At 40.3% G+C, this 18,489-nt stretch carries 21 protein-coding genes and 2 riboswitches; of the genes, 4 read left to right on the top strand and 17 right to left on the bottom strand.

What is annotated here, in order from left to right:
* Positions 1–19 precede the first annotated feature (19 nt).
* The 6 genes from sufC to KW850_RS11470 all read right to left on the bottom strand — a co-directional run bounded on the left by sufC (position 20) and on the right by KW850_RS11470 (position 6,088).
* Positions 20–805 carry a Fe-S cluster assembly ATPase SufC gene (gene sufC / locus KW850_RS11495; protein WP_218347705.1) on the bottom strand — a complete coding sequence of 262 codons (786 nt, stop codon included), beginning with the start codon at positions 803–805 and terminating at the stop codon, positions 20–22.
* Positions 806–1,207: 402 nt separating this feature from the next.
* Positions 1,208–2,050, bottom strand: a complete 843-nt coding sequence (metQ, locus tag KW850_RS11490; RefSeq protein ID WP_218347704.1) for a methionine ABC transporter substrate-binding lipoprotein MetQ — start codon at positions 2,048–2,050, stop codon at positions 1,208–1,210.
* A 13-nt stretch (positions 2,051–2,063) separates the two neighbouring features.
* On the bottom strand, positions 2,064–2,693 hold the full coding sequence (locus KW850_RS11485) for a methionine ABC transporter permease (protein ID WP_218347728.1): 630 nt from the start codon (positions 2,691–2,693) through the stop codon (positions 2,064–2,066).
* A 34-nt stretch (positions 2,694–2,727) separates the two neighbouring features.
* The gene (locus tag KW850_RS11480; protein ID WP_218347703.1) at positions 2,728–3,753 is read right to left on the bottom strand and encodes a methionine ABC transporter ATP-binding protein; all 1,026 of its coding nucleotides are present in this window, start codon (positions 3,751–3,753) and stop codon (positions 2,728–2,730) included.
* A 164-nt stretch (positions 3,754–3,917) separates the two neighbouring features.
* A riboswitch (SAM riboswitch) is annotated at positions 3,918–4,027 on the bottom strand.
* Between the two features lie 131 nt (positions 4,028–4,158).
* On the bottom strand, positions 4,159–5,475 hold the full coding sequence (locus KW850_RS11475; RefSeq protein ID WP_218347702.1) for an O-acetylhomoserine aminocarboxypropyltransferase/cysteine synthase family protein: 1,317 nt from the start codon (positions 5,473–5,475) through the stop codon (positions 4,159–4,161).
* 72 nt (positions 5,476–5,547) lie between these two features.
* A riboswitch (SAM riboswitch) is annotated at positions 5,548–5,656 on the bottom strand.
* Between the two features lie 72 nt (positions 5,657–5,728).
* Positions 5,729–6,088 (bottom strand): hypothetical protein, encoded by a 360-nt coding sequence (locus KW850_RS11470; RefSeq protein ID WP_218347701.1) that lies wholly within the window; start codon positions 6,086–6,088, stop codon positions 5,729–5,731.
* Between the two features lie 238 nt (positions 6,089–6,326).
* Between KW850_RS11470 and KW850_RS11465 the strand changes: the two genes are divergently transcribed.
* The gene (locus tag KW850_RS11465) at positions 6,327–7,241 is read left to right on the top strand and encodes an NERD domain-containing protein (RefSeq protein ID WP_218347700.1); all 915 of its coding nucleotides are present in this window, start codon (positions 6,327–6,329) and stop codon (positions 7,239–7,241) included.
* 560 nt (positions 7,242–7,801) lie between these two features.
* Here the strand turns inward: KW850_RS11465 and KW850_RS11460 are convergent.
* From KW850_RS11460 to KW850_RS11425, 8 genes are all read right to left on the bottom strand, one after another.
* Positions 7,802–8,107: a thioredoxin family protein gene (locus tag KW850_RS11460; RefSeq protein WP_218347699.1), complete on the bottom strand. Its 306-nt coding sequence runs from the start codon at positions 8,105–8,107 to the stop codon at positions 7,802–7,804.
* 7 nt (positions 8,108–8,114) lie between these two features.
* Positions 8,115–8,471 (bottom strand): toprim domain-containing protein, encoded by a 357-nt coding sequence (locus KW850_RS11455; RefSeq protein ID WP_218347698.1) that lies wholly within the window; start codon positions 8,469–8,471, stop codon positions 8,115–8,117.
* Positions 8,472–8,627: 156 nt separating this feature from the next.
* The gene (locus KW850_RS11450; protein ID WP_218347697.1) at positions 8,628–8,852 is read right to left on the bottom strand and encodes a YusG family protein; all 225 of its coding nucleotides are present in this window, start codon (positions 8,850–8,852) and stop codon (positions 8,628–8,630) included.
* Between the two features lie 108 nt (positions 8,853–8,960).
* Positions 8,961–9,344, bottom strand: coding sequence for a glycine cleavage system protein GcvH (gene gcvH, locus KW850_RS11445; protein WP_218347696.1), 384 nt, complete (start codon positions 9,342–9,344; stop codon positions 8,961–8,963).
* A gap of 80 nt (positions 9,345–9,424) precedes the next feature.
* A complete protein-coding gene (locus KW850_RS11440) occupies positions 9,425–9,781 on the bottom strand; it encodes an arsenate reductase family protein (RefSeq protein WP_218347695.1) in 357 nt (118 codons plus the stop codon).
* Positions 9,782–9,975: 194 nt separating this feature from the next.
* On the bottom strand, positions 9,976–11,760 hold the full coding sequence (locus KW850_RS11435) for an acyl-CoA dehydrogenase family protein (RefSeq protein ID WP_218347694.1): 1,785 nt from the start codon (positions 11,758–11,760) through the stop codon (positions 9,976–9,978).
* An 87-nt stretch (positions 11,761–11,847) separates the two neighbouring features.
* The gene (locus KW850_RS11430) at positions 11,848–13,023 is read right to left on the bottom strand and encodes an acetyl-CoA C-acetyltransferase (protein WP_218347693.1); all 1,176 of its coding nucleotides are present in this window, start codon (positions 13,021–13,023) and stop codon (positions 11,848–11,850) included.
* Positions 13,024–13,098: 75 nt separating this feature from the next.
* Positions 13,099–15,486: a 3-hydroxyacyl-CoA dehydrogenase/enoyl-CoA hydratase family protein gene (locus tag KW850_RS11425; RefSeq protein WP_374226316.1), complete on the bottom strand. Its 2,388-nt coding sequence runs from the start codon at positions 15,484–15,486 to the stop codon at positions 13,099–13,101.
* A gap of 263 nt (positions 15,487–15,749) precedes the next feature.
* Here KW850_RS11425 and KW850_RS11420 point away from each other — a divergent pair, with 263 nt between their 5' ends.
* The 3 genes from KW850_RS11420 (at position 15,750) to KW850_RS11410 (ending at position 16,639) form a co-directional block, all read left to right on the top strand.
* A complete protein-coding gene (locus tag KW850_RS11420; RefSeq protein ID WP_149871499.1) occupies positions 15,750–15,881 on the top strand; it encodes a YuzL family protein in 132 nt (43 codons plus the stop codon).
* Between the two features lie 104 nt (positions 15,882–15,985).
* Positions 15,986–16,279: a hypothetical protein gene (locus KW850_RS11415; RefSeq protein WP_218347692.1), complete on the top strand. Its 294-nt coding sequence runs from the start codon at positions 15,986–15,988 to the stop codon at positions 16,277–16,279.
* 24 nt (positions 16,280–16,303) lie between these two features.
* Positions 16,304–16,639 (top strand): spore coat protein, encoded by a 336-nt coding sequence (locus tag KW850_RS11410; RefSeq protein WP_218347691.1) that lies wholly within the window; start codon positions 16,304–16,306, stop codon positions 16,637–16,639.
* Between the two features lie 45 nt (positions 16,640–16,684).
* Here KW850_RS11410 and KW850_RS11405 read toward each other — a convergent pair whose 3' ends face one another.
* From KW850_RS11405 to KW850_RS11395, 3 genes are read right to left on the bottom strand one after another with little or no spacing between them, the layout of a single operon-like run.
* A complete protein-coding gene (locus KW850_RS11405) occupies positions 16,685–16,933 on the bottom strand; it encodes a YusU family protein (protein ID WP_218347690.1) in 249 nt (82 codons plus the stop codon).
* Entirely contained in the window at positions 16,893–17,678 is a 786-nt protein-coding gene (gene fhuF / locus KW850_RS11400) for a siderophore-iron reductase FhuF (RefSeq protein WP_218347689.1), read from the bottom strand. Before fhuF ends, KW850_RS11405 begins: the two co-directional genes overlap by 41 nt.
* On the bottom strand, positions 17,671–18,489 hold the full coding sequence (locus tag KW850_RS11395) for an ABC transporter ATP-binding protein (RefSeq protein ID WP_218347726.1): 819 nt from the start codon (positions 18,487–18,489) through the stop codon (positions 17,671–17,673). Before KW850_RS11395 ends, fhuF begins: the two co-directional genes overlap by 8 nt.

Raw genomic sequence — 18,489 nt, 5'->3', positions numbered from 1 at the left:
TAATCCTCCTAACCCTCTCTTACGCTTCTTGCCCAACTGTTTCATCTTCAATTCCAAGTTCTTGTTTGATCCAGTCATATCCTTCAGCTTCTAAGCGTTGTGCTAGTTCGGCTCCGCCGGATTTAACAACACGGCCTTGCATCATTACATGCACATGGTCTGGAGTGATATAGTTTAAAAGACGTTGATAGTGTGTAATAACTAAGCAGCCGAAATCTTCGCCGCGCATTTCATTGATTCCTTTTGATACTACCTTTAGGGCATCGATATCTAATCCAGAGTCAATCTCATCTAAGATGGCAATTTTAGGTTCTAACATCATTAATTGCAGGATTTCGTTACGTTTTTTCTCACCGCCGGAGAAGCCTTCGTTTAAATAGCGTTGTGCCATATCAAGGTCCATTTCAAGGAATTCCATTTGCTTATCCATTTTACGAATGAATTTCATTAATGAAATTTCATTTCCTTCACCAAGACGGCTATTGAGTGCTGAACGTAAAAAATCGGCATTCGTTACGCCGTTAATTTCACTTGGATATTGCATAGCTAGGAATAGTCCAGCACGTGCACGCTCATCTACTTCCATTTCAAGAACATTTTGTCCATCTAAAGTGATAGATCCGCTTGTTACTTCGTATTTTGGATGACCCATAATGGCAGATGATAAAGTGGATTTACCCGTACCATTTGGACCCATGATTGCGTGAATTTCTCCACCCTTTATTTCAAGGTTCACACCTTTTAAAATTTCTTTTCCATCAATTGCTACATGTAAATCTTTGATCGTTAACGTTGATCCAGCCATATCTATACCTCCAAAGAGAAAGTGTTGTATCATGTAATCGGATTATTTCAATAACCCTATTCTCATTTTATTCTCATTCCAATCTTATAACAAATGAAATGTATTAGCAACTCTTAAACAGTAAAAACAGAGTATCTATTTTCATTAAGCTAGTACCAAATGAGAATGAAAAACAAACTTTAATGAAAATTCCGATTAATTCCATTTAAGAAAATGTACTCGATTAAAATCATACCTTATTTTTTTCCTATTTGCCAAGTGAATTCAGTTTTATGTTCTTTCTATTTTTCCCAACGTACCTTTATAAATGTATAGCTCATTTTGATAAGAACAAAAGGCATAAGCGAGCAACTGCATAGAAAAAGCCAGTGTATTCACACTGACTTTCTTCCTATTTATAATTTACTCAGAAACCGGAACAACGGCACCTTTGTATTGTTTTAGAATGAAATCTTGAATTTCTTTGGAATGAAGCACTTCCACAAGTGTTTTGATTGATTCTTTGTTTTCGTCTCCGCTGCGGACAGCAATTACGTTTACGTATGGTGATTCTTTGTCTTCGATTGCAATGGAATCTTTAACAGGATTTAAGCCAGCATCAATCGCATAGTTGGAATTGATAAGAACTGCGTCGCCTTCGCCATTGTTATATATTTTTGGAAGTAAAGCTGCCTCATAATTGGTATCAAACTTTAGGTTCTTAGGATTTTCAACAACATCTTTTAATTCAGCTTTTGTTTTATCAATGCCTTCTTTTAATTTGATAACACCTTCTTTTTCTAGTAGAGAAAGTAGACGGCCATGATCAGCTACAGAATTACTCATGATTAAGTGTGCACCTTTTGGAAGATCACTTAGCTTTTTATATTTTTTAGAATAAACACCAATTGGCTCGATATGGATTCCGCCAGCGTTCACAAAGTTATAACCATTCTCTTTGTTTTGAGAATTTAAGTATGGAATGTGTTGGAAATAGTTTGCATCAAGTTCTTTTGACGCTAAGGCTTTATTAGGTAATACATAATCTTGGAATGTTTTAATTTCTAAGTCAATGCCTTTATCTTTTAATAGCGGTTTTGCTTTTTCAAGGATTTCAGCATGGGGAACGTTAGATGCTCCGACAACTAATTTTGTTGTTTCTGCTTCTTTTCCAGTAGTACCTTCTGATTTTTCCTCTGACTTACCACAAGCTGCGACAACAAATACAATCGATAATGCCAATAGTAAACTTAATAATTTTTTCATGTTGACCTCTCCTTTATCTTTTATCTAATTTTGAAGTGATAAAATCACCGATAAACTGAATGATAAAAACAATAATTAAAATAATGATCGTTGCGACTAATGTGACATCGTTTTGGCTTCGTTGAAATCCTTGCAGGTAGGCAAGATTTCCTAAACCTCCTGCTCCAATTACGCCTGCCATTGCCGTGTAACCAACAAGCGCAATTGCTGTGACCGTGATTCCGGAAACTAACGCTGGCATCGATTCAGGTAAGAGCACCTTCCAGATGATCGTACCAGTGGTTGCCCCCATTGACTTTGCCGCTTCGATGACCCCTTTATCGATTTCCCTGAGGCCGATTTCCACCATCCGCGCATAAAACGGTGCAGCACCAATAATCAAAGCTGGCAATGCGGCATTTTCACCAATCATCGTTTGAAAAATTAACATTGTAAATGGGATTAATAAGACAATTAAGATAATAAATGGGATGGAGCGAAAAATATTTACAATACCACTTATGACGACATTGATCGGTTTATTGCGCCACAGGCTTCCTTTGGAAGTAAGGAATAACAGCAATCCCAGCAGGATGCCCAGTACAAAAGTAGCCACAACAGAAATCCCTGTCATATAAAGAGTTTGTTTCGTTGCTTCCCACATCGCCGGCCAATCAAAATCTTGAAAATAAGGTTTACTATTCACTTGTAACCACCTCCACTCCTACTTGCTGTGAACGAATATAGTCGACTGCTTGATTAACTTCGGCTTCGTCCCCATCAATATGAATGAATAGAGTCCCATAGGATCCACTTTGGGTTTGTGAAATCTTCCCTTGCAAAATATTAACAGTAACGTTATTATGGCGAACTAAATTGGTGATTAACGGCTGTTCAACAGATTCCCCAATAAAGGTTAATTGAACAATTTGACCGGAACGATAACGCTCAATTAAGTGTTCGGCTGTTTCTTTTGTTTCCTCTGGTTCGGTAACCTGCTGGACAAAGCGCTTCGTAATCGACTGCTGTGGATTTTTGAATACATCTAATACTTGTCCGAGTTCGACGACCCTTCCACTTTCCATGACTGCAACCCGGTGACATATCTTACGGATTACATGCATTTCATGGGTAATGAGAACAATTGTCAGACCGAGTCTTTTATTAATATCAACTAACAATTCCAAAATAGAATCGGTAGTTTGTGGGTCTAGTGCTGAAGTTGCTTCATCACAAAGAAGTACTTTCGGATTATTCGCAAGCGCTCTGGCAATCCCCACACGCTGCTTTTGTCCTCCACTTAACTGGGACGGATAGGCATTTTCTCTACCTTCAAGACCAACCAATTTTATCAGTTCATTTACTTTCTTTTTGCGCTCAGGACCTTTGATGCCTGCAATTTCTAATGGAAACGCAATATTTTCACTAACTGTTCTCGACCATAGTAAGTTAAAATGCTGAAAAATCATGCTTATCTCTTGGCGTGCTTTTCGGAGTTCTGCACCCTTGATTTTTGAGACCACCCTGCCAGCCACCGTTACAGTTCCGCTAGTTGGCAATTCCAACCCATTTAACATCCTGATTAAGGTACTTTTACCAGCACCGCTGTATCCAATTACCCCGAAAATTTCACCTTCTTGAATTTCTAGGTTTACATTATCTACAGCTGTTAGCTGCCCTTGTTTACCGGGAAAGATCTTCTGAACATTCTTTATAGAAATCATTGAATCACCTACTTCTTATCCAATTTACTTAACATTCTGAAAGCTTTTTCTTGTAATATTCCTTATAAAATATAGGGTTTGACTTTTTGAACGAAAAGATTCTATTTTAACAAAATAAAAGCCTCTCTGCACAGGCAGAAAGGCATCATAAATAATAATCCTTTCTCCCATCTCCCAAAGCAATCGCTTTGTGTGAATTGGCACCATTTCAATAATAAATATTGACGGTTGCCGGGCATCATCGGGCACATCCCTCCACCTCTCTTGATAAGAGCATCAAGTCCTATATTCAATTAAAACGTTAATTTGATTAAGTAATTATATTACGAAAGCTATCGTATCACGGATAAAATGGGGTGTCAATGAAAAAACTTCATATTCGGAAAAATTAGTTTGAGTTACGACTTAGGCATTCACGTTTAATGAGGCTAAACCTGTTGCCGATACAATTGCTGATTCAAGGTCCTCAATGAGATCTTCTACATTCTCAATACCAATTGAAAGGCGAATTAAATCCTCTGAGACACCTGCAGATTTAAGGCCTTCTGCATCTAATTGCTGATGAGTGGTGCTGGCTGGATGAATAATTAAACTTTTCGCATCGCCAACATTGGCGACATGCGCCCAAAGTGTAATCGCATCAATTAATTTAGCCCCTGTTTCTTTACCACCTTTTATTCCGAAAACCACCATTGAACCCGTACCTTTTGGCAAATACTTTTTGGCAAGTTCATAATCAGGATGTGACGGATGACCTGGGTAAGATACCCATTCCACCGCAGGATGGCTTGCTAAATAAGCCACCACTTCTTTTGTATTAGCCACATGCTCTTTCATGCGGACATGCAGAGTTTCAAGACCCAGGATAAACTGAAAGGAATTTTGCGGACTTAATGCTGGCCCTAAGTCACGCAGCAATTGGACACGAGCTTTAATAATATAGGCGACAGCGCCAAGTGCTTCTGCATAAACCAGATTATGATAACTTGCATCTGGAGTAGTAAAGCCAGGAAATCGCGGTGAATTCCAGTCGAACTTACCACCATCGACAATGATTCCTCCTGTGGTCGTTCCATTTCCTAATAGCCACTTTGTTGCAGAATGAATGACAATATCAGCTCCATGTTCAATCGGACGGCATAAGTATGGAGTGGCAAAGGTATTATCAATGAGGAGCGGAACACCTGCCTCATGGGCAATTTCAGCAACTTTTTCAATATCGAGTACGCGTAAGCTTGGATTGCCAATTGTTTCAGCAAAAACAGCCTTGGTTTTATCAGTGATAGCTTTGCGGAAGTTTTCCGGATTTTCCGCGTCAACAAACTTCACTTTAATACCGTATTTCGGCAGGGTCACTGCAAATAAATTATAGGTGCCGCCATAGAGATTGGCCGCTGAAACGATCTCATCGCCAGCCTCAGCAATATTTAAAATAGCGAGAGTTATAGCTGCCATTCCGCTGGCAACCGCTAGCGCACCCACACCGCCTTCCAATAATGCAACTCTTTCTTCTAAAACGGTAGTCGTTGGATTGTGAATACGTGTGTATATGTATCCCGTTTCAGCTAAGCTAAAGAGATTGGCGGCATGCTCGGTATTCTTAAATTGATAGGCATTGTTTTGATAAATCGGAACAGCCCGAGCCCCTGTTACCGGATCTGGAGTTAATCCACCATGAACACTTAATGTTTCAAAACGATACTTCTTTGGATTTTCACTCATACTTCTTCCTCCTTCATAAGCAATTCACTATACAAAAAACCCCCGCTTCAGCGAAGAGGGGGTCTCTCACTCTCCTCATCTTCCAAAGCATAATTGCTCTGCTGGATTTAGCACCGTGTTATTGTGTTTAACCGGTTGCCAGGCTTCATAGGGCCAGTCCCTCCGCCACTCTCGATAAGAATGTATAGGTTAAATTGGATAAATATTCTAATTTCATCTTAGTCGATAATTAATTCCGAGTCAACAGGTTTGATTAAAAATTTGTAATCTTCGAAAAATTAACTTGTGGTTTTGTCAAATAAAAAATAGATTCTAGCAATAACGTCGTGCGTAATGGAGCAGAAATCCTAAGTTGACCGTTGCGTTCAAGTGCTCGTAACCTTTCTTTACCTTCTAACAGCTTTTTCATGGCATTTAAGTCACCACGGATTTCAGGTATTGTTTGAGTCTCTTCGTTGTCATGAAGGATGAACATTTCTCCATCCTTCATGATGATTTTATTGTTTTGTTGTTCACAGATTAAATTAACTCTTATATGGATATGCTCAAGTAACGGCAAAACATGTCCCTGTTTTTTAATTGCCAATTGAAGCGTTTTCAACATCTCTATCATTCCCACCACTCCGGTCTACTCTCTTTCCTTAACTATACAAGAATCTAGGTAGAAATCCTCTTTAAAGTGGTCGACAATTCTCTACTTTGGTAAGGGTGTTAGGTAAGATTTCCTGAGAAATATGTCGGATTGAGAGATTTTTTTTGAAAAGTGTTGGAAATTAGTCAAACATGGTAGCTGATTGGAGGTTATTATTTTGTAAAATGTATGTAGATTCTAGATGAAAAGGAAGTGAGTTATGAGTTTTAAAAGCAGAAGTGAACCCGCTGAAATTATGATCTTGAGATCCCTAAACAATCGAATGATATTAGCAGAGAAGGATAAAAAGCGTTATTATACTCTTGAAAAGGGCTATGAGGGGGAGCTAATGTTTGACGCTTTAACTGAGAAACTTCAAAGTCATAGTCTAATTTTGAACGACTTACGGCTGGAGTCAAACAAAAGCAAATTCCAACTTGATTCTTCGATTGTTTTCCAAGCAAAGATAAACCTGTTTGAGGTCAAAAATTACGAGGGTGACTATTATTATGAAAATGGAAAGTTTTATACTCTTTTTAAAAAGGAAATTCAGAATCCGCTGCACCAATTAGAAAGAGAAGAAACCTTGCTTCGGGAAGTGCTCCTTAATATTGGGATTAAGATCCCTATAGAGTCGTACGTTGTTTTTATTAATCCTGCGTTTTTCCTGTATCAAGCCCCTCTAAACAAACCCATTATTTATTCCAATCAACTCCCTTTATTTATGAAAAATTTGAACATGCAGCCCTCAAACCTTAATACATGGCATATGAAGTTGGCCGAAACATTAGTTTCCTTGCATCAAACAGAATTACCTTATGATAGGCTTCCTCCATATGAATATGGCCGGCTTAGAAAGGGGACTACTTGCAAAAGATGTAATTCATTCTCGGTGTCTGTTAAAGGGTATAAGATTGTTTGTGGTAAGTGTGGATTTGAGGAGGAGGTTGCATCAGCAGTAATACGTGGTGTGGAGGAAATCAATTTGCTTTTCCCTAATATAAAAATTACAACAAATCTAGTTCATGAATGGTGCAAGATATTCGAGTCAAGAAAAGCAACTAGAAGAATATTAAAACAAAATTACTGTTTTGTGGGGAAGAAAGAATTTGGTTTCACTCATTTAAACGATTGAATAAGCAAAATTATCGTTCTCAGCTTGATTTTATTTTTAAATTTTTATTTTTGGTTTTTCACAGTTCCCAGGCTATGCTTTTTTTCTCCTCTATGATCACTCTGGACTTCTCACAGGGACCGTTAGGAGCTTTTTTTCACTTTAAGGGGCACTCTGGACTTCTCACAAGGACCGTGACGGGCCCTTTTTCACTTTGACGGGCACTCTGGACTTCTCACAAGGACCGTGACGGGCCCTTTTTCACTTTGACGGGCACTCTGGACTTCTCACAAGGACCGTGACGGGCCTTTTTTCACTTTGACGGGCACTCTGGACTTCTCACAGGGACCGTGACGGGCCTTTTTTCACTTTGACGGGCACTCTGGACTTCTCACAGGGACCGTGACGGGCCCTTTTTCACTTTGACGGGCACTCTGGACTTCTCACAGGAACCGTGAGATGCTTTTTTTCACTTTGACGGGCACTCTTCTAGACTAGGTATCCCAATTAGTATTTCTAGTATCAAAAGTACTCTTACCAAGGATACGAACCCTAAAAAAGCAGATGCAACCCGCATCTGCTTAGGATAATTGCTTTATTTTTTCAAGTAAAAATGGTACGGAGTGAAAGGCGTAGAGTGTTTCTTTCACTTCTCCTGCTTCGACAAATAATAGGCAGGGGACGCTTTCGATTTCATATTGCCTAGCGAGCTCTGGGTAGAAGTTTAGGTTCATTTTACCAATATCTATCTCTACCAGTTCCCTGATAACCTGAAGCATTTTGGAAGCTACCTGACAGGTTCCGCACATTGGTGTATAAAAATAAACTAATCCAGTTGCCTTTTTATCAAGAAAGGCAGATAATTCGTTTCGATTCCATTCGTTCATTTATCTTTTAACCCATTTCTAAAAATTCAGTATGAACATCGATATTTGCCCCTAAAAGGACAGTGGCCAAGTGATGGACTGGCGCGGTGGCTACCTCGCGATACATCCGGTCAATATATAAATGTTCAGCTTGTGGTAATTCACGCTTTAATTGTTTGCGAAGCTTCTCTCCTGAAAAGTCCGCATCGACAAGAATATAAACATCCTTATCTTCAAGGAATTCAATCAATTCATCTAATTTTGAAATACTGATGGTCCCATTGGTGCAAATAATTTCAACTGGTTCCTTCACGATTTTTTTTACCTTATTTTTATCTGACTTTCCTTCGACAATAAGAACTTTGTCAACATACGAATCATTCATCATTCATCACCTGTATTAGAAGTTGTTTTATGTTAACATATTCTAAAATATTGATTACGTGTGCCTTCTTCTGACTATGTTAACCTTATCATTATTGTCTTTGTAAAAATAGGGTTTTGCCTACGAAGTACACTAATCCGTTAGCACCAACCGCCATCAACACAATCGGTTTACTTGGCATCTGGGGTTTCTATCCGTCGTGACTTGTTGATAAATCTTTTGCTGCTCCACTTCAAAATGATGCTCTAGTTCCACTTGCATGTGATCTGTAATTTTCATTTTTCCGATTGGCGTATTATCAAGAAACAGTTCCATTTCCCCGTTCTTCATTTTGCCAATTACTCGGTCAGTAACATCTACTCTTTGCTGCTTTAAAGTCATGTACCCACCCTCTTCAATATATTTATTATAAGTTTCCCAAAAATAGTAGAAGAAAAAGTGGGAATTTAAGAGAAAAAGCACCTGGATAAGGTGCCTTTTCGGAATTCATTAGTCTTCTTTAATCATTTCTTCATATTGCTCAGCTGTCATCAGCTTATCAAGCTCGCTGCTGTCAGATAGTTCAATCACAATCATCCATGCTTTTTCATATGGTGATTCGTTGACAAACTCAGGGCTGTCACTTAAATCTTCATTCACTTCAACAACTTTACCGCTGACAGGTGCATAAAGTTCAGAAACGGTTTTTACAGATTCTACACTTCCAAATGGTTCGTCAGCACTTACTTCATCGCCCACTTCTGGAAGCTCAACAAAAACGATATCTCCTAGTTCATGTTGTGCAAAAGCAGTAATCCCAACGCGGACTTTTTCCCCTTCAACCTTTACCCATTCATGTTCTTCTGAATAACGTAATTCTTTTGGTGTACTCATCGCTAAATCCCTCCATTGTTTTTTCTAAAAAATCTATCATCGAAATAATTCGATTTCCATAGTAATGATGAAGAACAGGCTTATAGCCACATTTTTTCAAACTCTTCTTCTTTAAAGCCTACGGTAACACGTCCGCCATCCGTTATGATCGGCCGTTTGATTAACATGCCATCGGAAGCAAGTAACTCTAGCAATTCTTCATCTGTTGCGGACTTCATTTTATCCTTTATACCTAATTCACGGTATTTCATACCACTTGTATTAAAGAATTTCTTTAATTCCAGTCCGCTTTTTTGATAAAAATCCTGCAATTCCTCACGACTTGGAGGATTTTCAACAATATGTACTTCTTCATAGGAAAGCTGATGGGTATCCAGCCATTTTTTCGCGTTTCGACATGTGCCGCATTTCGGATACCAGTATAACGTCAGAGACATCAATTTCACCACCCTTTCCTACAAAAATCAATGACTTGTCTAACGTCACTTGAATATTATCATAACGTTTTTCAAATTCCTAATGCAAAAAATATGTTCCACTTAAAAAAATTCGACTAATTTTTTAAAATCCCTTCCTTTTCTAATATAAAAATTTAAGCTCCCCTTCCTAATAGAAAGGGAGCCCGTTTTAATTAGACAATATAACGTTCTGCTTCAATAATGACATCAGCGGCTTCACGTTTTTTCGCAATGACATTAATTGGGGTATGACGTGTAAATTTACGAAGTGACGATAGCATCATCCGAAGTGTATCGCCCTGTTCAACTGCAATCAATGTTTCTTTTGCAATCGCTTCAAGTTCATTGAAGGCTTCTTGGCAGTAGATTTGTGTATAAAGAAGCTTCTGCTTGTTCTTCTCTAAACCAGTTTTTGCAATCGCTTTTTCAGTACGTAACACAACGGATTCCATTGCATACACGTTTGAAATAAGGTCAGCGATATTAGCTAAAATTTCCTGCTCTTTTTCAAGCGATTTGCCAAATTTTTGAGCCGCTAAACCAGCTGCTAATAATGCGATCTTTTTCGCATTTTTGACAAGGTATTTTTCCTGTGCAAGCGGCTCGTCACCCGGCTCTTCTGGCATTAACATCATTAATTCCTCTTGCAGGGCCATCGCTTTTTGGAATAAAGGGAGCTCACCCTTGAAGGCTTTCTTTAATAAGGTGCCTGGCACAAGCAGGCGGTTAATTTCATTTGTTCCTTCAAAAATACGTTGGATCCTTGCATCACGGTACGCTCTTTCAATTGGATATTCCTGCATGAAGCCATATCCGCCATGAATTTGCACGCCTTCATCTGTTACATCCGCCAATACTTCACTTGCAAAAAACTTATTTAGTGAACATTCAATCGCATATTCAGCAATCGAATTCGCTACTAATTTATTGTCTTTTTCTTGTTCAGTAGTCAGCTTGCCTTGGTTATCTTCGTACAAGCCAATTGTACGATAGACAGAGCTTTCTGCCGCATATATTTTAGAGGCGAGTGTACCAAATTTTTCTTTTGTTAGATTAAACTGAGAAATTGGCGTTTTGAATTGTTGACGTCCGTTTGCATATTTTACGGTTAATTCGAATGCTTTTTTAGAGCCGCCTACACTTCCAACTGCAAGCTTGTAACGTCCAATGTTCAAGATGTTAAAGGCAATTACGTGACCTTTACCAATTTCTCCTAATAAATTTTCAACAGGAACAGGAACATCTTCTAAAATGAGCGTCCGAGTGGAAGAACTCTTAATGCCCATTTTCTTCTCCTCAGCACCTGTAGAAACGCCTGGGAGATCTCTATCAACGATGAAAGCGGTAAATTGCTCGCCATCAATCTTGGCATAAACAACAAATACATCAGCAAAACCAGCATTGGTAATCCACTGCTTTTCCCCGTTTAAGATGTAATGCGTACCTGCTGCATTTAATTTAGCCGTTGTTCTTGCTCCAAGGGCATCAGAACCCGAACCTGGTTCAGTTAAGGCATAGGCAGCCAGTTTTTCACCTGATGCTAGGCCAGGTAGATATCTACGCTTCTGGTCCTCGTTTCCGAATAGAACAATTGGCAGCGAGCCGATTCCTACGTGGGCCCCGTGTGAAAGGGAGAAGCCTCCGCCGCCAGCCATTTTCTCCGTTAGTAGAGAAGAGGTAATCTTATCTAAGGCTAAGCCATCATATTCCTCCGGTACGTCAACAGCTAGAAGACCGAGTTCGCCTGCTTTTTTAAGAAGCTTTACCGTACGATCAAACTCATGGTTTTCTAAATGTTCTAACTGTGGAACCACTTCTTTTTCAACAAAGTCTTCCGCTGTTTTCGCAATCATTAAATGCTCTTCGGTAAAATCCTCCGGTGTGAAGAGTTGCTCACAAGAAATATCTTCAATTAAAAAGCTTCCGCCTTTAATGACTTTTTCTGTTTGGTTTGTCATTATTTATTCCTCCTAATCTTTAATTAGATGGGAGCAATTAGCCGCTCCCCTTGTAATAGGTATATGCTTGGGAGAGACCAAAATGAATTAGAGTAATTCAAATACCCCGGCTGCTCCCATTCCGCCGCCGATGCACATCGTAACAACACCAAATTGTTCATTGCGGCGTTTTAATTCGTGAATAAGTGTGAGTGTTAATTTAGCACCTGTACACCCAAGTGGATGTCCTAGGGCAATCGCGCCGCCATTTACGTTGACGATTTCTTCGTTTAGTCCTAGTTCACGAATGACTTGTAGCGATTGCGATGCAAAGGCTTCATTCAATTCGAACAATTTTATATCCGATAACTCTAGACCTGCTAGTTTTACGGCCTTTGGAATCGCAACAACCGGCCCAACCCCCATGATTTCAGGTGGTACACCACCAACCGCAAACGATCTGAATTTTGCTAATGGTTTCAGGCCAAGTGCCTCTGCCTTTTCGCGGTCCATCACCATCAATGCCGCCGCGCCGTCACTTGTTTGTGAGGCATTACCAGCCGTTACTGTTCCTGTTACGGAGAAAGCCGGGCGAAGTTTACCTAATGTTTGTAGGTTTGTATCAGGACGAACACCTTCATCCTGCGTAAATTGAATCGTTTTTTCCACAAGTTTATTGTCATGGCCAACGGACCGGTTTGTTACATCGACTGGCACAATTTCATCAACGAATTTCCCTTCCGCAATTGCTTTTGCAGCTTTTTGATGGCTTCTTACCGCAAAGGCGTCCTGATCCTCGCGGGAAATACCATATTTCATCGCTACTTGCTCGGCCGTGTGACCCATGCCCATATAATATTGCGGAGCTGTTTCTGCTAGTTTAATATTGGGACGGACGACATGACCCATCATTGGAATCATACTCATCGATTCAGCACCGCCAGCTATAGCTGTATCAGTGTGACCTAGCATGATTCCCTGTGCGGCATAAGCAATCGCCTGCAGTCCTGAAGAACAGAATCGATTGACTGTGATTGCAGGCACAGTATATGGAAGTCCTGCTAATGCCCCGATATTGCGGGCCATATTATTGCCTTGCTCAGCCTCAGGCATCGCACAGCCCATGATTAGATCATCAATATTTCCTTCATAATTCCCGGCACGCTTTAATGTTTCCTTTACCACCAATGCTCCCAAATCATCAGGGCGAACATGGGCAAGCGTCCCTTTCTTCGCTTTGCCTACCGGGGTCCTTGCTCCGGCAACGATTACCGCTTCTCTCATGTAAGTTCCCTCACTTTCTGTCAAATTATTAATCTATTTTTTCGTACAGGGCTCAGGTGATTGAGCCCTCGAATGTTAGTTTCTTAAAGGTTTACCCTTCACAAGCATATGCTGCATGCGCTGCTGTGATTTCGGCTCTGCGATAAGACTTAAGAAAGCTTCTCTTTCTAGGTCCAGTAAATATTGCTCATCTACTTCTGTACCGAACGGCACCTTACCGCCAGCAATGACATAAGCAATTTTTTTAGCAATTTTTAAATCATGCTCTGAGATATATCCAGAAAGACGCATCGCTTCAGCACCGAGTAGCAGAGTGGCATATCCAGTTTCACCGACAACTGGTACTTTACGGCGAACCTTTGGTTTATAGCCTTTTTCATGTAACGCTAGCACAGCCTGCTTCGCATCATAGAGTAGATGATCATTATTGAAGCTAATTCCATCTGATTTACTTAAGAAATTGTTTTCACGTGCTTCTTCAGCCGATGTGGAAACTTTTGCGGTTGCAATCGTTTCAAACACTTTATTTGCAATTGTCTGCAGGTCAAATGGCACACCGTTTGGAAGGTTTTCTAAGTGCTTCATGTAAAGCTCTTTGTTACCGCCGCCGCCTGGAAGTAAGCCGACACCGACTTCAACAAGTCCCATATAGGTTTCAGCGGAAGCTTGAATATGTGCAGCCGGCAAACAAACCTCTGCACCGCCGCCAAGCGTCATACCAAACGGAGCAGCGACAACTGGTTTAGAGCTATATTTGACTTTCAGCAAAGCACTATGGAGGTGACGGACAATCATATCGAGCTCATAAATATTGTCATCCTGTACTTCCATGAGCATCATTGCCAAGTTCGCACCAACACAGAAGTTCTTTCCTTGGTTACCGATGACAAGTCCCTTATAGTTTTTCTCGACTTCTTCAACGGCATAGTTAATCATCTGCACGATATCCAGACCAATCGCATTGTTTGGTGAATGGAATTCTAACAGTGCAACACTATCACCGATATCAATCAGACTTGCACCGCTGTTCTTTTTAATGACACCCTTTTGTTTCTTTATCTTTTTAAGGTCGAGTGCCTTTGGATTATATTCCACCAATCGGTATTGGCCGTTATGATAGAAGAACCGTTCACCGTTTTCTTCTAAATAGAAGGATGAATGCCCTTTTTCCAGCATTTCTGCTACCCATGCTGGAATTTCAAGGCCAGCTTCCTTCATTTTCTGCACGGATTTTTCCACGCCAATGGCATCCCATGTCTCAAATGGGCCTGTTTCCCAGCCAAAGCCCCATTTCATTGCGCGGTCGATGGAAACGATATCATCTGCAATTTCGCCTAATAGCTGCGCAGAGTAGACAAATGATTGTGCCATCGTATTCCATAAGAATTGTCCAGCCCGATCGTTCGAATATACAAGCGCTTTCAATTTATTCGCCGTGCCTTTTTCCTGCTTCGCCAGTTCAACCGCAGGTGTGGACAGCTTTTTACGCGGGCCATATTCCAACGTATTTGGATCTAGTTCTAGAATTTCTTTCCCTTTTTTCAAAAAGAAGCCTTGACCGGATTTGCTTCCAAGCCAGCCTTTTTCCACCATCTTTTTCAAAAAGGCAGGAATTTCGAAAACTTCCTTTTCTTTGCCTTCGACTTTTTCATAGACATTATTCGCGACATGATAGAAGGTATCTAGGCCCACCACGTCAAGTGTACGGAAGGTGGCACTTTTTGCACGGCCAATCAGTGGTCCTGTTATGGAATCGACTTCGCCGACACTTAGGCCCGAATTTAGCATTTCCTGAACAGTTACAAGAAGACCATATGTTCCAATCCGGTTAGCAATAAAGTTTGGTGTATCCTTCGCAACCACCACACCTTTTCCTAAAACATCCTCACCGAAAGTTTTCATGAATGAAAGTACTTCTGGTGCAGTATATTGAGTAGGAATCACTTCAAGCAATTTCAGATAGCGCGGCGGGTTAAAGAAGTGAGTACCAAGGAAATGCTTTTGAAAATCTTCAGAACGGCCTTCGACCATCGCTTCTACTGAAATTCCCGAGGTATTGGAGCTAATAATGCTACCCGATTTCCGGTATTGGTCCACCTTTTCAAATACCTGTTTCTTGACGTTAAGGTTCTCAACAACAACTTCGATAACCCAGTCGACATCTTTCAGTTTGACTAAATCATCTTCAAGATTACCTGCCTCAATTAAAGCTAAATTCTTTTTCACCGCTAATGGTGCAGGTTTTTGCTTCAATAATTTTTGGATAGATGTTGCACTAATGCGATTGCGCACTTTTTTATCTTGTAGTGTCAGTCCTTTTGCTTCTTCTTCTTTTGTTAGTTCACGTGGCACGATATCCAATAATAGTGTTGGGATGCCGATATTTGCGAGATGGGCAGCAATTCCTGACCCCATGACACCAGATCCTAGGACAGCTGCTTTTTTAATTAATTGGTTCAACATTGTCTCCCCCTCCAAACTTTTGAATGAATACTCATTCATTTTTTAGCCAAAAAAAATTCACAATTGAATGAGTCTTGTTACTACTTACTATAGAATATTTTGAAAATTTGTGCAATCAATAAACGCGGAATTTTGAAATTTTTTTTCCTGTGTTTACGTGCAGGTCGATTTGCGCTTCTTGCGCTTCACTTTCAGTGGGCACAGTCTTTTTAAAAATAAATATTTCCACAAAAATGGGCATCCTATTAGTTGAGGTGATGACGATGGCGAAAATGAAAAAAAATCCTTCTAAAGCTGGAGTAAGCGCTGCAAGTGTGAAGGGCAATGGCGGGCCAGGTAATGAAGAGGCTCATCTTGATAAAAAAAACAGCCAGAACAATCAATATAAGCGGTAAAGGAAAGCAGGCTGATGAGTTCAGCCTGTTTTCTACTTTTGCATAAAAATTCCTGTTTGAGAGACTATATAGTCGTAAAGATTACATGAATTAGGAGGGTTATTATGCAGCAACAAAATATGAATATGCCCAACATGAACATGCAAAATCAGCAAACAACCATGCAACAGCCTCCCGGGGTCGTATCCACAAAGGATGCACTTTATTTAACAGACATGATGTCTTGGAATTTGCTGTCTGCTAAGAAAGCACACTTTTTCGCCGGGCAATGTCAAGACTCTGAAATAAAGGCAGAAGCTGAAAAAGTTTGCCAAATGCATCAGCGCCACTATCAACAACTGCTAGGCCACTTAGGTCAGCACGCCAACCAACAGCAGCCCTTAAATAATATGCAATAACCAAAAAAGGAGGATGCATTTTTTATGAACCAACAGCAGAAGATTCAAAACCCTGAAACGCAAGTACCTAAGACGCCGCAAATGAATGATCGCGATTTTATCAATGATTTACTGACTACGGAAAAATATATGACAAGTTCGTACAGCATGGCTCTACATGAAGCAAGTCACGAAGGTTTATATCAGGACATTATGAAAATCTTTTCCGAAACACAAAACTGTCAGCGCGAACTATATGATTTGATGTTTAAAAAGGGCTGGTATTCTATCGAAGCAGCGGATCAGCAAAAGCTGCAGCAGTCCTATCAGCAGTTTCAAGGATATACGAACCAGTTACCAAGTGGCGGCACCCTTCAATAATGGCAAAAACCGGAGGCATCTCTGCTTCCGGTTTTTGTATGTAGTTTATTTTTGAGATGAGCGATGCTGTTCATTCATGATTTTAATATCATTAATAAGCTGTTTCATTTCTTCTTTCGCTTCAGGATAGAGCCCATTCCAATGCTTAGCTAACGCTGGCATTGACTTGGCGATATGGGTGTAAAGTGCCCACATCTTCACTTTTTCCATTGTTTCATCGGTGGCTTCTCCCACCAATAATTCACTATATTTTTCAAGCAAAGCTTCGAACTGCTTCACAAATGCTTTCTCCATCCTGACACCTTCCGTCCTTAGAAATATAGGTACATGGGCAGGTTTTACAGCGTTTCCCTGCTGGCAGATGATAAGTAAAACAACAAGTCTTTCTTACTCTAACCTCTGTATCCCATTCTTTCAAGTAAGTCTTTCCAGCAAAGTATTTTTGTAGTGGATTTAAGTTGTAGCGGCCAAATAACGGACCAGCGGCTTCTAAAATTAAAAAGCGGAAATCGTCTGCAATATGGTCATTGGGATATTCTTTTAATTCAGTTTCATAGAGCCAAAATAAGTAGACAGCGATATTCTCCCACAGGATTAACTTCGATATTCCGACGGTTTTTTCAAGATGTGTAATCAGTGGATAAATATTATTTGCAAACAGATCTTTAAAAACGCTGGTCCGCCATTCGGAGCGGTCGGTTCCATCCCATTCCTGCACGGTAACATCCTTTAATGAAATCCTAGGCAGCCACTCTTTCCCCTGTTCGGGTGACTCCATTTTTACATTATCCAGCGATACATTTAGCTTTTTATTCCAAGCCGTCATCGCATATAGCGACATCACGGCTATAAAGGAATACCGTTTAATAAAAATGGAAGCAGCTATCTTTTCAGACGGAGCCTCAATGGCAGCGCATAAATTTTTCAAAAAGTCCTTAAGGAATGATTCATCCAAGAGATTTGTAACTTCGAATGAATGCTCTAAATTAGGATTAAAACGGTATTTCTCCAATTGTTTTTCCGTGAATAGTTTATCCATTCATCGCTACCGCCTTCTCAAGGATACATCTGCCCTTTCCATAAGGAATGCAGAGCGGGGTCCCAAATAACGGGTCCATCGTTACCTCACAGTCCATGCCAAACACATTTTTGACTAGACTGCAGTTGATTACATGTTCTGGTTTCCCTTGGTCATACACCTTTTGATCCTTGATGGCAACCACATTATGAGCATAACGGCATGCTAGGTTGAGGTCGTGAAGCACCATGACAACGGTCCGTTTTTTCTTTTCATTTAGTTCAAACAGCAAATCGAGGATTTCGATTTGATGGGTCATATCCAGATAGGTAGTCGGTTCGTCAAGGAGGATGATATCCGTATCCTGGGCCAGTGTCATTGCAATCCATGCACGCTGTCTTTGCCCGCCAGAAAGTGAATCAACTGTTCTTTCTTTCAGTTCCTCTAAACGAGTGGCCTTAAGGGCGTCATTGACCTTTTTCTCATCTTCCTCTGACCATTGTTTTAACCAGGTTTGGTGTGGATAACGTCCTTGTTTGACAAGCTGCAGAACGGTTAATCCTTCAGGTGCAGCTGGCGACTGTGGTAAAATCGCCATCTTTTTCGCAATGTCCTTCGTGGATAATTTGGCAATCGCCTTCCCTTCAAGCAAAACAGCGCCTGACTTTGGCTTTAACAGACGGGCGATAGAACGAAGCAGAGTTGATTTTCCGCATCCATTTCCGCCAATAAACACGGTAATTTCACCTTTTGGAATCTTCAAATCTAACTCATCAATAATGAGAGTCTCCCCATATGATAGTGATAAATTCTTCGTTTCAATCGCATTCAT

The sequence above is a fragment of the Bacillus sp. sid0103 genome (assembly GCF_019219025.1).
Note: the sequence above shows the minus strand (reverse complement) of the source record. Positions and strands in the feature narration are given on the sequence as shown.

Coding starts and splice junctions, on each gene's coding strand:
- sufC (WP_218347705.1), bottom strand. CDS start 805: ATGGCTGGATCAACGTTAACGATCAAAGATTTACATGTAGCAATTGAT.
- metQ (WP_218347704.1), bottom strand. CDS start 2,050: ATGAAAAAATTATTAAGTTTACTATTGGCATTATCGATTGTATTTGTT.
- KW850_RS11485 (WP_218347728.1), bottom strand. CDS start 2,693: ATGTGGGAAGCAACGAAACAAACTCTTTATATGACAGGGATTTCTGTT.
- KW850_RS11480 (WP_218347703.1), bottom strand. CDS start 3,753: ATGATTTCTATAAAGAATGTTCAGAAGATCTTTCCCGGTAAACAAGGG.
- KW850_RS11475 (WP_218347702.1), bottom strand. CDS start 5,475: ATGAGTGAAAATCCAAAGAAGTATCGTTTTGAAACATTAAGTGTTCAT.
- KW850_RS11470 (WP_218347701.1), bottom strand. CDS start 6,088: ATGATAGAGATGTTGAAAACGCTTCAATTGGCAATTAAAAAACAGGGA.
- KW850_RS11465 (WP_218347700.1), top strand. CDS start 6,327: ATGAGTTTTAAAAGCAGAAGTGAACCCGCTGAAATTATGATCTTGAGA.
- KW850_RS11460 (WP_218347699.1), bottom strand. CDS start 8,107: ATGAACGAATGGAATCGAAACGAATTATCTGCCTTTCTTGATAAAAAG.
- KW850_RS11455 (WP_218347698.1), bottom strand. CDS start 8,471: ATGAATGATTCGTATGTTGACAAAGTTCTTATTGTCGAAGGAAAGTCA.
- KW850_RS11450 (WP_218347697.1), bottom strand. CDS start 8,852: ATGACTTTAAAGCAGCAAAGAGTAGATGTTACTGACCGAGTAATTGGC.
- gcvH (WP_218347696.1), bottom strand. CDS start 9,344: ATGAGTACACCAAAAGAATTACGTTATTCAGAAGAACATGAATGGGTA.
- KW850_RS11440 (WP_218347695.1), bottom strand. CDS start 9,781: ATGTCTCTGACGTTATACTGGTATCCGAAATGCGGCACATGTCGAAAC.
- KW850_RS11435 (WP_218347694.1), bottom strand. CDS start 11,760: ATGACAAACCAAACAGAAAAAGTCATTAAAGGCGGAAGCTTTTTAATT.
- KW850_RS11430 (WP_218347693.1), bottom strand. CDS start 13,023: ATGAGAGAAGCGGTAATCGTTGCCGGAGCAAGGACCCCGGTAGGCAAA.
- KW850_RS11425 (WP_374226316.1), bottom strand. CDS start 15,486: ATGTTGAACCAATTAATTAAAAAAGCAGCTGTCCTAGGATCTGGTGTC.
- KW850_RS11420 (WP_149871499.1), top strand. CDS start 15,750: ATGGCGAAAATGAAAAAAAATCCTTCTAAAGCTGGAGTAAGCGCTGCA.
- KW850_RS11415 (WP_218347692.1), top strand. CDS start 15,986: ATGCAGCAACAAAATATGAATATGCCCAACATGAACATGCAAAATCAG.
- KW850_RS11410 (WP_218347691.1), top strand. CDS start 16,304: ATGAACCAACAGCAGAAGATTCAAAACCCTGAAACGCAAGTACCTAAG.
- KW850_RS11405 (WP_218347690.1), bottom strand. CDS start 16,933: ATGGAGAAAGCATTTGTGAAGCAGTTCGAAGCTTTGCTTGAAAAATAT.
- fhuF (WP_218347689.1), bottom strand. CDS start 17,678: ATGGATAAACTATTCACGGAAAAACAATTGGAGAAATACCGTTTTAAT.
- KW850_RS11395 (WP_218347726.1), bottom strand. CDS start 18,489: ATGAATGCGATTGAAACGAAGAATTTATCACTATCATATGGGGAGACT.